The sequence below is a fragment of the Salinivibrio kushneri genome (assembly GCF_027286325.1).
In the GTDB taxonomy this organism is placed as follows: domain Bacteria; phylum Pseudomonadota; class Gammaproteobacteria; order Enterobacterales; family Vibrionaceae; genus Salinivibrio; species Salinivibrio kushneri_A.
Genome location: NZ_CP114589.1, coordinates 365,950 through 377,977, shown reverse-complemented (window position 1 = coordinate 377,977; position 12,028 = coordinate 365,950). Strand labels below are relative to the sequence as shown.

14 protein-coding genes are annotated in these 12,028 nt (G+C 50.2%); 6 read left to right on the top strand and 8 right to left on the bottom strand.

What is annotated here, in order from left to right:
* The 4 genes from N8M53_RS14545 to N8M53_RS14530 form a co-directional block, all read right to left on the bottom strand.
* The gene (locus tag N8M53_RS14545) at positions 1 to 348 is read right to left on the bottom strand and encodes a hypothetical protein (protein ID WP_269580082.1); all 348 of its coding nucleotides are present in this window, start codon (positions 346 to 348) and stop codon (positions 1 to 3) included.
* A 9-nt stretch (positions 349 to 357) separates the two neighbouring features.
* Positions 358 to 615: a glutathione S-transferase N-terminal domain-containing protein gene (locus tag N8M53_RS14540; protein WP_025744429.1), complete on the bottom strand. Its 258-nt coding sequence runs from the start codon at positions 613 to 615 to the stop codon at positions 358 to 360.
* 185 nt (positions 616 to 800) lie between these two features.
* Positions 801 to 1,319, bottom strand: a complete 519-nt coding sequence (locus tag N8M53_RS14535) for a GNAT family N-acetyltransferase (RefSeq protein ID WP_077606640.1) — start codon at positions 1,317 to 1,319, stop codon at positions 801 to 803.
* Positions 1,320 to 1,331: 12 nt separating this feature from the next.
* A complete protein-coding gene (locus tag N8M53_RS14530; RefSeq protein ID WP_269580081.1) occupies positions 1,332 to 1,733 on the bottom strand; it encodes a GFA family protein in 402 nt (133 codons plus the stop codon).
* A 365-nt stretch (positions 1,734 to 2,098) separates the two neighbouring features.
* Here N8M53_RS14530 and N8M53_RS14525 point away from each other — a divergent pair, with 365 nt between their 5' ends.
* From N8M53_RS14525 to N8M53_RS14510, 4 genes are all read left to right on the top strand, one after another.
* Positions 2,099 to 2,776, top strand: a complete 678-nt coding sequence (locus N8M53_RS14525) for a hypothetical protein (RefSeq protein WP_269580080.1) — start codon at positions 2,099 to 2,101, stop codon at positions 2,774 to 2,776.
* A 94-nt stretch (positions 2,777 to 2,870) separates the two neighbouring features.
* On the top strand, positions 2,871 to 3,203 hold the full coding sequence (locus tag N8M53_RS14520; RefSeq protein WP_269580079.1) for a hypothetical protein: 333 nt from the start codon (positions 2,871 to 2,873) through the stop codon (positions 3,201 to 3,203).
* 131 nt (positions 3,204 to 3,334) lie between these two features.
* Positions 3,335 to 3,802, top strand: coding sequence for a CreA family protein (locus tag N8M53_RS14515; protein ID WP_269580078.1), 468 nt, complete (start codon positions 3,335 to 3,337; stop codon positions 3,800 to 3,802).
* A 40-nt stretch (positions 3,803 to 3,842) separates the two neighbouring features.
* Complete coding sequence (locus N8M53_RS14510; RefSeq protein WP_269580077.1) at positions 3,843 to 4,397, top strand: DUF1415 domain-containing protein; 555 nt, start codon at positions 3,843 to 3,845, stop codon at positions 4,395 to 4,397.
* Here the strand turns inward: N8M53_RS14510 and N8M53_RS14505 are convergent.
* On the bottom strand, positions 4,358 to 5,053 hold the full coding sequence (locus tag N8M53_RS14505; protein WP_269580076.1) for a fumarylacetoacetate hydrolase family protein: 696 nt from the start codon (positions 5,051 to 5,053) through the stop codon (positions 4,358 to 4,360). The two genes, N8M53_RS14510 and N8M53_RS14505, sit on opposite strands and share 40 nt — an antisense overlap.
* A 154-nt stretch (positions 5,054 to 5,207) precedes the next feature.
* Here N8M53_RS14505 and N8M53_RS14500 point away from each other — a divergent pair, with 154 nt between their 5' ends.
* Entirely contained in the window at positions 5,208 to 5,900 is a 693-nt protein-coding gene (locus N8M53_RS14500) for an HAD-IA family hydrolase (RefSeq protein ID WP_269580075.1), read from the top strand.
* Here the strand turns inward: N8M53_RS14500 and N8M53_RS14495 are convergent.
* The gene (locus tag N8M53_RS14495) at positions 5,889 to 6,575 is read right to left on the bottom strand and encodes a GntR family transcriptional regulator (RefSeq protein ID WP_269580074.1); all 687 of its coding nucleotides are present in this window, start codon (positions 6,573 to 6,575) and stop codon (positions 5,889 to 5,891) included. The genes N8M53_RS14500 and N8M53_RS14495 overlap by 12 nt on opposite strands.
* 143 nt (positions 6,576 to 6,718) lie before the next feature.
* Here N8M53_RS14495 and N8M53_RS14490 point away from each other — a divergent pair, with 143 nt between their 5' ends.
* Positions 6,719 to 9,685 carry a ligand-binding sensor domain-containing diguanylate cyclase gene (locus N8M53_RS14490; RefSeq protein ID WP_269580073.1) on the top strand — a complete coding sequence of 989 codons (2,967 nt, stop codon included), beginning with the start codon at positions 6,719 to 6,721 and terminating at the stop codon, positions 9,683 to 9,685.
* A gap of 86 nt (positions 9,686 to 9,771) precedes the next feature.
* Here N8M53_RS14490 and putP read toward each other — a convergent pair whose 3' ends face one another.
* The gene (gene putP, locus N8M53_RS14485) at positions 9,772 to 11,268 is read right to left on the bottom strand and encodes a sodium/proline symporter PutP (protein WP_269580072.1); all 1,497 of its coding nucleotides are present in this window, start codon (positions 11,266 to 11,268) and stop codon (positions 9,772 to 9,774) included.
* A gap of 47 nt (positions 11,269 to 11,315) precedes the next feature.
* Positions 11,316 to 12,026: an aldehyde dehydrogenase family protein gene (locus N8M53_RS14480; protein WP_269580071.1), complete on the bottom strand. Its 711-nt coding sequence runs from the start codon at positions 12,024 to 12,026 to the stop codon at positions 11,316 to 11,318.
* Positions 12,027 to 12,028: the final 2 nt, after the last annotated feature.

Here is a 12,028-nt window from a genome sequence, read left to right as displayed (position 1 = left end):
TCACCCCCGCTGTTTGCGTGCCCAGTGGATGTAGTCTTGGATCACAGGCTCAGCGAGTAAAAGGTCGAGGCTGTGTAGTGTGCGACCCAGGTGTTTTTCACTGAATTGGCGATGAATAAAAGCATGGCAAGGCCGACATACCCAAATACCGTGTTCGCGCATGTAAGGTCGAGAAAAGCGCTTGGTGAACCATTTGTTGTTATGACAAGTTTTGGGGATCAAGTGATGGAAGGTCAGCGGCCTTGGGTGCTGACACAGTGCACAGGGCGTTGAAGAAGGCGGAGAGGCAGGCATACAAATACTTAAAAAGAAGGTCGCATCGATAACTGCGACCCTCGTAACCAGCATCTGGCTCAATTACGCGAAGTTGTCACGCAAGTATTCAATAATATCGTCCGACTCGTACATCCACTGAGTTTCACCGCCTTGGTCAATGCGCAGACAAGGCACCATGCCTTTGCCGCCTTCAGTCTGTAGGCGTTGCCATTCTTCGGCGTTAGCGTTCATATCCACCAGCGGAATATCTAACTTGAGCTCTGTCATGACTGCACGCACTTTATGGCAAAATGGGCAGTGCTCTTTGTGATACAAGCTTAGTCCGTTCAAATCAGCCATTATGTTTCCTTCTAGGTCATCAGGGCGGATTTTCAAATGCCGCCAACTGTGTGAATTCATTCCACGTAATGATGACATTGAACTTGGTCCCAACGCTAGTCGTTAGCCTGTTTTATTGGCACCAAATGAGCAACCGAGTGCATAATGGAGATTAACCCATCACCTCAAGGTCGCTTGCTCATAACTCAAACACTGGATAATGTGTTGCGGTAACAAAGACAGTCAATCACTTCGCCTGCCACGTGTGCCACGTTGAATTTTTTATCGCATAGGTTAAACCCATTCCGCTCTAACACCGTTTGTGATGCAATGTTGGTCGTAGATGCCATGGCGTTGAGTGTCACAAGTCCGTGCTCGCGCGCGATCTCTAACGCATACTTTACCGCTCGAGAGGCAACCCCCTTCCCGGTATGTTGCTCTGCAATGCGATACCCTAACGAACCTGATGCAGATACCGCATCAATTTGGCTGATATTAACCCGTCCCAAAAGCTGGCCCTCGGCATCCGTAATCAACATCGATACGTGTTGTCCTTTCTGATGTAAGGCAAGTAATTCGCAGATGTGGTCATAAACGCCTGCTCGGCGATAAAACGCCTCACCGCGCGATTCAATATAGGTTTCAAAATAAGCACGGTTTTGTTGCTCAAAATGGAACAACAAGTCCGTATCAGCCAGGATAAGGGGGCGGATCAGTAACTGCATAACACGACCGAATTAATCCGGTCCATGTTCAAACTGTTTTAATGATTCATTGGGTGTATGCCATGGTGCCTTCGACGCCGTGTGAATGTGAAAATTTGGCGCGCATTGTGGGGCGGTATCCAAAATTCCCAGACGAATATTGAACACATCCTTATTGATTTTATGAGAGAAAAGACTCGACCCACAGTGCCCACAAAACGCGAGAACCGTTTCGGCACTCTTTTCATAATAGCAAAGATGATCTTGGCCCGCGGTAACGGCCACTTTTTCAGCCTCAATACCACCGACTGACGAATAATCTGCCCCGGTGAATTTACGACATTCAGAGCAATGGCAATTACCCATATAAAGGAAGGTATCTGGCAATGTAAGACGGACACCACCACATAGGCAGCTAGCAGAGAGTGTGGACATAAGCATATCCCTATCTAAAGTATCAGACTTTATTGTCTACTCTTGTCTAGTAAAAAACAATTAAAATGTTGCATTTCATAGGCATAGCTATCTATTAATCTTCACCCTCGATGCTTGCCACTTTCGTCCTCTTCCTATTTACAGTGTAAATTCATTGGCAGCGCGTCGACCTAACTAGACGCTTGATGAATAAACGCTCACAATCCTGACGTCTCCCTGAACATATAGTGACATTGGTCACATAAATTATTGCAGTTTATGAAAGCGCCCCGTAATATCATCGCCATTAAATTTGGGATGAAAGTCACATATAAAGTGACAGTATCTACGGACGGGCTGATCGTTTTTATCAAGTTGAGGGTGATATGACACTACCACGATCTTCATGTACTGCTCGTGCCGTGCTCAAAGGGGCAGGTCGTTTTTTTGCTATCGCGTGCTATCTTGCCGGTATTGCTGGCATTATCCATTACAGTGTGGCGGCACATAACGTGGCGTCAGAGTCTTCACTTATTGAACTCTCACAGTTACTCCTGCTCGTCCTCACCGTATTCACCTTTCGCCGCGTAGCTAAGCGGAATCACGCTCTTTCGCAAGCAGCCAAGCTGATGAGCGGTTTTTTCTTAGTACTGATGATCCGCGAGCTCGACGCCACCCTCGATCTCGTCATGCATGGTTTTTGGAAAGTCCCCGCATTGTTGGTCACCGGATTAACCATTTGGCCAGCGCTCAAAAACGGCCGTGACACATTCACTAGCCTTGCCCACGCACTTAGCGCCAAAAGCAGTACCCTGTTGATTGTGGCATTAGGGTTATTGCTGGTTTACTCGCGCTTGTTTGGAATGGGTGAGTTATGGGAACAAGCCATGGGGGCGATGTATGTAAGAGATGTGAAAAACATCGCGGAAGAAAGCACCGAGCTGGTCGCGTACTCTCTGATTTGGCTTTCAGCACTGAGTTACTGGCTAGAGGCGGAAAAACAACGCCACCCCCATCCACCTAGTGTTATGCATACAGTGGAGCAGGATGTGCCTGCTCAGTAGCTCTTACCCATGCACGTTATCGTTGGACGCCGCCAGTAGGCGGTGTCTCTACTTGATGCTATCATTGGCAAAAAGAGTATCAGGAGCCACGATTATGGCAAGGGCGTTTTTTTTCTTTATCATTGTTTTTTCTGCGCTTTCTTATGCAGATACGGGTGACTCGCCTCAATCCGACAAAGTAATAACCCATAAAAACGAGAACATTTGCAAATCAACCTTTAGCCAAGAGATGATCAGCCAGCAAATGACGTTTAGTAACCAAACTAACGCGCAAGACGTTAGGCGCATTGCCGAGCGTAAAATTGCCGCAGCCCGAAAAAAATTCGCCGACACAGGCAGCTATTGCGATGCAGCCCAAGTACTGATGAACTTTGAGCCTAAGTCCCTCTCTGGCCAGGATGGCGATGCGCAATTTAAAGAGCAATAGAACACAGCCCGCCATGGGCTTACACCTTTTTGTCGGAGTCCAACAATCATAAGTCTTGTTGGTCAACGCACACTTTTCCTCCTCCCGCCTAGGCTGTGATACACTCCCGCCACGGATAAACAAGGGCTTTGATGATGAAAAAAATGCTATTTGTAGTCGCGCTCGCCGCGGCGCTGGCTGGTTGTGACAACGATGAGGTTGGGGACGTAAGCTTGGGGATGTTTACCATGAAAGACATCAAGCTTAACCATCTTGTCGATCCTGTGGTCAGCGGTGTCACTTGCCATGTCGCCTCTGTTGAAGCCGATTTAAGCTTTTCTGACCCAAGCGATAGCGCCATTTCTTGTCGTCAAACCGGCGAAATTACGCCAGAGATGATTGCCAATATCGATAAAAGCGCATCGGGCGAAGTGGTATTTAGAAAGTCGAAAAGTATTTTCTTCAAATCGATGAAGATTCGTCGGATTTTCGATGTGAAAAATCAGACCTTGATGTACCTTTCTTACTCAACAAAAGAAACATCCGGTAGCTTCAAGCATAGCTTGTCCACGGTTCCTCTATGGGGCACTAAGGCATACCAGTCACAACCACAACAATAATCACCGCCACGCCCGCCGGTGACATTTAAACGAGAGCTCGATGAACGAAGTCGAAACACAGATGAATACATGGCTGGATGAGGTGGTGATTGGGCTGAACCTTTGCCCCTTCGCGGCGAAGCCTCGTCGCAAGCAACAGATTCAGCTCACTATTTGCGACGCTCAGGATGATACCGAGATTTTAACCGCGATTTATCAGGCTTTAACCCATCTTGATCATACCGACCCTGAGATCACCGACACCACGGTAGTCGTGGCGCCCAACGCGCTCGCTGACTTTGACCATTACCTCGATCTCATCGATGCCACCGAGGCGATGATTGACCATTACCATTGGCGAGGGGTTTTCCAAGTGGCCAGCTTTCATCCCGATTACTGTTTTGAGGGGTGCGCCCCAGAAGATAGTGAGAACTTAACCAATCGCTCACCCTATCCTTGTTTTCACTTAATCCGTGAGGCCAGTATGTCACGTGCGCTTGCGCATTATGGCCAAGATCCAGAACACATCCCCGCTCGTAACATTGCGCGTGTTTCAGCACTGACCCATGAAGAGCGTCAAACACTCTTTCCTTGGATAAAAGCGTCATCAGACTGAACCACTACCTGGGTTTGGGCGAGGTGTTGTCCCTCAAGCGTTAGCGATAAATGGTCACCGTTTTGCAGCACACCAACCCCTTCGGGGGTGCCCGTTAACACAATGTCGCCTGGGTTCAACCAAAATGTTTGGCTGATATGCCGAATAAGCGCGATCACTGGCATCAACATGGTCGCACTATTGCCTTGCTGCCGCATCTCACCATTGATGGACAATGAAAAGGCGACCGCATGCCAATCATTCGGGACAGGCACAAACCGCCCAATAGCAGCACTCCCCGCAAATGCTTTCGCCCGCTCCCAAGGCAGCCCTTTTTGTTTTAAGCGACTTTGCTCTTCGCGACGGGTTAAATCCAGCGCGAGCGTCACCCCACCCAATGCGTCCTCGACCGCTTGCTCACTGGCCTGAAATAACGGCTTTGTGATCAGCACGGCCAGCTCGGTTTCATAATGTACAGGCACAAACTGCTCGGCGATGGCTAATGGCGTTTCCAAGGGCTGAATCGCACTCGGTGGCTTCATAAATAGAACGGGTTCATCCGGAATAGGGTTGTTGAGTTCGCGTGCGTGAGCCGCGTAATTACGTCCCACACAAACGACTTGTCCCACGGGAAATTCAATTGTCTTGCCTTCTAACCATTGGTGTTGATAACGCATTTACTTCTTCCTTGCTAATGAAAAGTCGATCCCTGACTAATTTTGATAACGAAAAAGGCAAGAATGCAAGACACAGTTGGCATTTCCCGTGTCGTTGACTTGTTGATTTTTTTATCTCGACCAAGGATACAAAGAGAGATTGAAGGGAGCACTTATGCCGCAACATCCATTTGATTCCCCCATCCATTGTGTCATCTTTGACTGCGAAGGGACCTTGGTTGACTCAGAGAAGCTATCTCACCAAGCCTTGGTGGAAACCTTCTCCACGTTTGGCGTGCGTGTTGATCTGCAAGACTCGCTTGATCATTTTGAGGGTGGAAAACTCACCGATGTCCTCCAACAAACCTGTGAGCGCAGCGGGGCGCACATTCCTATCGATCAACTCGAGCCACGCTTTCGCCAGCTGTGTCGCCAATACTTTGAAGCCGGACTAGAGCCAGTTAAAGGAATAGAAGCCCTATTACAGGCGCTTGAGCGACAAGGGGTAGATATGTGTGTCGCATCGAATAGCCCCGTGGAGAAGATGGAACATGCGTTAGCATTAACCGAGCTCTTGCCCTACTTTGCGCATCGCTTGTTTAGTGCGTTCGACACCAATAGCTGGAAACCCGCACCAGATCTGCTCCACTACGCTGCGATGAATATGGCATGCCCAACATCACAATGTGTGTTTGTCGACGACACGAATAAAGGCATACAAGCTGGGATCAATGCGAAAATGCGTACTATCCACTTTAACCCCAACCCCAATGTACCCACAACAGATCACCCTTTAGTCACTCGCTTGTTTAGCAGTGACGCGTTATTGCATTATTTTCACAGCGCTAGCATGACCTTAGCGCGCTGAGTGGCCGCATAACGCGACCGCATGTTGCCGCCACCACTCCTGATCAAGCCGAACGGTGCGTGACGCACCGCTATGCTGCACGTTCCACTCGCGCACCACCTTTAATACAGGTGTACCAGCGGGTACCTCCAACACAGCCGCACGATCACTGTCTAACGCTTCCCATGAGCTCAACCAATCCAAATTCGCGTCTGCTGGCGTGTTTAACAAAGTAGCCTGTTCGCCTGATTGCCATACGCAGGGGAAATAGTCTGGATGGAGAAACGTGCGCACAAAACCAACAGGGAGTTGACCAATCTGAATCCGCCCCTCTCCTTCAAAGACCTGCGCAAATGGAGGCAGTTGCATCTGATCACTCACCGCTGCTGACGCCATGGGCGTCTTTTGCGATAGCCAAGAAAATTGGCCACCATGTTGAGAGAAATCATGCTGCCAATCAACGAGTTGGCTAGGATCATAAGCACAAGGAGTGGGCGCCACAAACCAGCCACGTCGCTCTCGCCGATATATGCGTCCCTCAGCCTCAAGCACCGCAAGTGCTTCTCGCAACGTGACCCGCGTGGTTGAAAAGGTCTCTGCAAGCTGGCGCTCGCCAGGGAGCTTTTTTCCCGGCGGTAATAAACCGCGATCGATTTGCGCTAATAATTGCTGGCGTATCGCCATAAACTGCATCATGGGCTGTCAGGCCTGCGTCAGGTTTGTGCCACTAGTGTGATCTTTCTCAATTTGCTGTCAAAACCTGACCATAATGTCCAAGAAATAAACAGTGATTAAGATAGAATCGCCAGTCTACTCGTAATCGGAGCAAAGAACAAAAGATGCCATTAAGCCACATGCGCAGACATACTCAATCCAAACTCGACCGACGTCTCGTGTGCGCCGCGCTTTTGTTCTGGTTCAGTTGGCTGCCCTTTATCGCCTTTTCCAGTTACGCAGATGATAATCAACTGTCTGATTATTTTATTGAAACCTGGACATCGGCTAACGGGTTGCCGCATAACAGCATTAATGCCATCGCCCAAACCTCTGATGGCTATTTGTGGTTTGCCACCTGGGAAGGCGTGGCACGTTATAACGGTTTAGAATTTGTTCGCTTCGACCGCGGCCCTGATACACACATGCAAGACTCTGGCACCCGCGCCCTCGCAACAGGGCCAGACAATCAACTTTATGCCGGCGGTGCGCGAGGCAGCTTAGTAATGCGCCAAGGCTTTTCATGGCATGGCCTTCCCACAGCACCCAGCCTCATTAATGATGCGCTTCATGACCAAACAGGTGGCTTGTGGTTAGCCGTAGAGGGTATGGGGATTGCCTACTACGCTCCTGAACAGCTCTCGCAACCCGACCCCACCCCACAGACATTTATCGATACCATCAGTAGCTATCACCTGACCCAGACCGCCGATGGTCAAGTCTATGCGGCCACCGAAAAAGGGGTCTATCAACTATCGTTGCAACATGGCGCGACGCCTCTCTCTTTTCACAACCTGTTTCGCAAAGCCTTTTATGTCGCAAGTGGTCAAGATGGCAGCCTGTTAGTGGGATCAGAAAATGGTGCTTGGCGCTATAAAAATAAGCGCTGGGCACCACTGGCGAGTGAGCTGCTCCACCAAGCGATTACCATGGTTGAACAAGACAGCCGTGGTGCCTATTGGTTCGGGACCCTTAGCCACGGTATTGCTCACATGAAAGACCAACATATCGATTTTCTCGATGATCACCGCGGACTGCCCAACAACCGGATATTATCCTGGTTTGAAGATAATGAAGGCAGCATTTGGATAGGAACCAATGGCGGGGCGATGCGGCTTCGATACGCACCGTTTGTGACCCTGACAAAAGACAATGGGCTGGCCGGTGACTATGTGCGCACCGTACTCGCTGGCAACAGAAATACGGTGTGGGCAGGAGCCAGTGAGGGGTTAAGCCAAATTGATATCGTACACGGAAAAGCCAATGTATTGGCCGACAATATATCGGTGCTAAGTCTCGCGCCTCGAGCACAAGGTGGAGTGTGGGTGGGTACCTACCAACAAGGTCTCTATTACTGGGATCAAGGCGCCCTTGTTCCGGCCAAACCACTTAATGCGCAACTGCCCGATAATGAAATTAGGGCGATCGTCGAGCGTGATGGTGTATTATGGATAGGCACACCACGTGGTTTGGTCAAGTTTTCGTCTCCCCCAAGCAGCCAATCCGCGCGCTCGCCCTCCGTTTATCAAAAGCGTGCACTCTACACTAGTCATAATAGTGCCCTACCCGGCAACTATATTATGTCGTTAACCTTCGATGATACGGGCAAGCTATGGATAGGCACAGGCAGCGGAGCCGGGTATCTGCTCAAAGAGACCATCACTCCACTCGATTTCACCGAGCAAGAGCAGGCACAATATGTGTTTGGCTTTTTCCACGAGCCAGGTTACGTATGGATGGCCACTGATCGAGGTATTGTCCGTTATCGCCAGGCTGATAGCCAACTCGCGTTAGTTGGCCGGCCACATGACCTACCGATTGATAAATTCTTTCAAATTATCAAAGGCGATGACCAAAGCTTTTGGTTGTCCAGTAATCGTGGGATCTGGCGCATTAACTACGAGCATGCGCATCAAGTAGCGGACAACACCCGCGCGCGTATTGATTTTGAGCATTATGACCAAAGCGATGGCATGATGAACAGCCAAGCTAATGGCGGCTCTAACCCAGCCGCGACCAAAACCACACAGGGTGATATTGTCTTCGCTACCGCCAAAGGGGTAACGAGCGTGAAGCCGGCCCGGCTATCGCAATTACTTAGTCAGCCATTACCGATTGTGATGCAACAAGTGCGATTTGATGGTCAAGCGATTAACCCTGAGGCAAGTAACACCGCACCTGCAGGTACCAATCGCGTATCATTCTCTTACGCTGCCCTCGGTTATACCATGCCAGAGCAAATTCAATACCGCACCCAACTAGAGGGCTTTGAGTCTGAATGGGCCTATCGCCACGAAAACCATATTGCCGAATATACCAACTTACCACCCGGTGATTACACCTTTAAAGTGAGTGCTCGCTACCCTTACAGCGACTGGAGCAATGATATTCTCACCTATCGTTTTACAGTGACACCCTCACTATGGCAACGATCAGACATACGCGCGCTAGGGTTCTTGGCCTTAGTCACCCTCGCCTACTGCGCCTTTATGTGGCGGATTCGCCGTATGCAACAAAAAGAGATGCAGCTAAAAGCCTTGGTGGAAGAAAAGACGCACGCTTTGCAAACACAAGCTGACGACTTTGAGCGTATGTCGAAAGAGGATGCGTTAACGGGTCTGGCTAACCGTCGCGCCTTTGATGAGTACTGGCACCTAGCCTTTGATGAAGCCAATCAGTCAGGCCAGCCCTTGCAAGTAGCCATTTTAGATATTGATCATTTTAAGCGCATTAACGATCAGTATTCCCACCTGGTGGGCGATCAGATTATCCAACGTATCGGAAGCTTTTTAGATAACGAGCGCGAGCAGTTAAGTCATATCGCCCGCTGGGGCGGCGAGGAGTTTACGTTGCTGTTTGCGGGGACACCGGCCGATGGGTATAGCTACTTTGATGGATTACGCCGTCGTATCGCCGCGTTAACGCTTGACGATATCGCGCCTTCGTTACGAGTCACCGTCAGTATCGGTATCGCTGGCAACCACCAGGCTACCGACTATGTTGATGGGCTAAAACAAGCTGACCAAGCCTTGTATCGCGCCAAACGCGACGGCCGGAACTGTGTGCGCCAACGTGGCGGACACGAATCTTAGTCATCCTAAGTGGCGCGCCAAAGAAAAAAGGAGCGCGAATGCGCTCCTTTATACGATGCTATGAATAGCGGCTTGATGACCAAGGCTTAGGCCATGGTTTCTAAGCTCTTTTCATAAGACTCATATTGCTTTGATACCGACTCGCTTGGGCCACCCGTTGCTTTACTCACCAAAATGGCACCCAATCCTGCGAAGATAAAGCCAGGGACGATTTCATACAAATCGAAAATGCCACCTGAAAGCTGTTTCCATACCACAACCGTCACACCGCCGACCAAAATCGCCGTCAGTGCACCATTGCGGTTCATGTCACGCCAGAACAGGCTTAACAGCAGTGCTGGGCCAAAGGCAGCCCCAAAGCCCGCCCATGCATAAGACACGAGGCCGAGGACTGAGCTTTCTGGATCCATCGCTAAGCCAAGCGCAATCGCCGAGAGTAAGATAACAGCGCCACGACCAACCATCACCACTTCTTGCGTAGAGGCATCTGGACGGAACACCTGCTTATAGAAATCTTCCGCTAACGCAGACGACGAAACCAGTAGCTGTGAATCCGCGGTACTCATGATCGCAGCCAAAATGGCGGCGAGCAGGATACCCGCGATAACAGGGTGGAATGCCGCATTAACGAGAAGCATGAAGATTTTCTCGCCATCCTTCAGATCGGCTGTCATGTCGTTTTGTACGTACAAAATGCCCACCAGCCCGATAAGCACCGCACCAAACATTGACAGCGCAGACCAACCAACGGCAATACGGCGCGCGGTAGTGATGTCTTTGTTTGAACGGGTGGCTTGGAAACGTGCCAGGATATGTGGCTGTCCAAAGTAACCCAGTCCCCACGCTGCAAGCGATACAATGCCGATCCAAGATAGCGGCTCGCCCTCAACATCACGCCAGAGCGTCATCAACTCAGGGTTAACAGCCGCCACATCGCTGCCAAGCTTAAAGGTGCTCCCGTCCATGATCACGAAAGGCACAATAAGCAGGGCTGCCGCCATCAACAAACCTTGTACCAAGTCAGTCCAAGATACCGCCAAGAAGCCACCGAACAAGGTATAAGACACGACACAGATGGTGCCAATGACCACCGCGGTGGTGTAATCAAACCCAAACACCGTGGTGAAGAGTTTGCCGCCTGCAACCAAGCCCGAGCTGGTGTAGAAAAGGAAGAAAAGCAAAATGAAAAAAGCAGAGATGGTTTGCAGCAGTTTTGATTTGTCTTCAAAACGACGGGCAAAAAACTCCGGTAACGTCAATGCGTTATCTGCTTCAATACTGTATGTACGCAGGCGTTTGGCACAAATTAACCAATTCAGGTAAGTGCCTAACAGCAAACCGCCTGCTAACCAAAGTGATTCCATTCCCGCAGCGTAGGCATAGCCAGGAAGACCAAGCAGCAACCAACCACTCATATCTGATGCACCCGCTGACAAGGCAGCAGGCCATGGGCCTAACGAACGCCCCCCGAGGAAGTAGTCTTCGGAGTTGGATGTGCGTTTGTAGGCATATACACCAATGGCAAGCATCATGATGAGATATGCCAGAAAGGTTGCACTGATGGCATAGCTATTGTCTATCATATCTGTCCCTCAATTACATGGCCCCAATCGGGGCCATTTCTGGAAAGTTAATGTTCACCACTGCCGAGTTCCAGAAGCGTGGCATTACCACCTACAGCAGTGATATTTATGGTTCGGGTGCATTCGGTCACAAAACGCAACACATAGTCGGGCGAACCAATCACGGGATAATGAGCCGTGTCAGTTTCTGCAACCAGTGTGGCAATCACACCCTTACGTTGCGCGAGCTGGCGGTTGACGTGTCGCACGTGTGCGTCTTCCCCTGTCGTTGCCAACCCGACGATATGCGGATGAGCCAAGAGATCGTTGAGCGCATCAATACTCACGCGCACGGCCACACGATCTGGACATCCGGCTTTAATGAGGTCGGCCAGTACAGCGTCGACCATATCAGCGTGAGTGCCCTCAACACTCACTACCACACAATTACCAGCGACCAACGCAGCGGCTAACTGACCACATAAGGCAACGGGCGTGAGCAATGCGTCTCCCGTCACTGCGACGGTGCCACGTCCTGCCGTATAGAGCTCGTTAGTCTCCCCTGTTGGCCCTGGTAATTCATGTACTTTGTTGAGCAGTCGATCTGCGCTATCGCACTGAAAACGGATCATGCTCGCCGCTTTGGCAAAGTCATCTCCCCGTGCCGCAACGGTCTCAGACCACCGCTGTAATAGAGTGATGCGTCCTGCAACGGTTTGATCGTTCCAGTCTTCCCATACCGCGTCACACTGCTCCAAAACGTTATTTAATTGCTCCATCA

Bases quoted from the DNA above. Each gene is read 5' to 3' on its own strand.
- N8M53_RS14545 (WP_269580082.1), bottom strand. From the start codon at position 348: ATGCTGGTTACGAGGGTCGCAGTTATCGATGCGACCTTCTTTTTAAGT.
- N8M53_RS14540 (WP_025744429.1), bottom strand. From the start codon at position 615: ATGGCTGATTTGAACGGACTAAGCTTGTATCACAAAGAGCACTGCCCA.
- N8M53_RS14535 (WP_077606640.1), bottom strand. From the start codon at position 1,319: ATGCAGTTACTGATCCGCCCCCTTATCCTGGCTGATACGGACTTGTTG.
- N8M53_RS14530 (WP_269580081.1), bottom strand. From the start codon at position 1,733: ATGTCCACACTCTCTGCTAGCTGCCTATGTGGTGGTGTCCGTCTTACA.
- N8M53_RS14525 (WP_269580080.1), top strand. From the start codon at position 2,099: ATGACACTACCACGATCTTCATGTACTGCTCGTGCCGTGCTCAAAGGG.
- N8M53_RS14520 (WP_269580079.1), top strand. From the start codon at position 2,871: ATGGCAAGGGCGTTTTTTTTCTTTATCATTGTTTTTTCTGCGCTTTCT.
- N8M53_RS14515 (WP_269580078.1), top strand. From the start codon at position 3,335: ATGATGAAAAAAATGCTATTTGTAGTCGCGCTCGCCGCGGCGCTGGCT.
- N8M53_RS14510 (WP_269580077.1), top strand. From the start codon at position 3,843: ATGAACGAAGTCGAAACACAGATGAATACATGGCTGGATGAGGTGGTG.
- N8M53_RS14505 (WP_269580076.1), bottom strand. From the start codon at position 5,053: ATGCGTTATCAACACCAATGGTTAGAAGGCAAGACAATTGAATTTCCC.
- N8M53_RS14500 (WP_269580075.1), top strand. From the start codon at position 5,208: ATGCCGCAACATCCATTTGATTCCCCCATCCATTGTGTCATCTTTGAC.
- N8M53_RS14495 (WP_269580074.1), bottom strand. From the start codon at position 6,575: ATGATGCAGTTTATGGCGATACGCCAGCAATTATTAGCGCAAATCGAT.
- N8M53_RS14490 (WP_269580073.1), top strand. From the start codon at position 6,719: ATGCCATTAAGCCACATGCGCAGACATACTCAATCCAAACTCGACCGA.
- putP (WP_269580072.1), bottom strand. From the start codon at position 11,268: ATGATAGACAATAGCTATGCCATCAGTGCAACCTTTCTGGCATATCTC.
- N8M53_RS14480 (WP_269580071.1), bottom strand. From the start codon at position 12,026: ATGGAGCAATTAAATAACGTTTTGGAGCAGTGTGACGCGGTATGGGAA.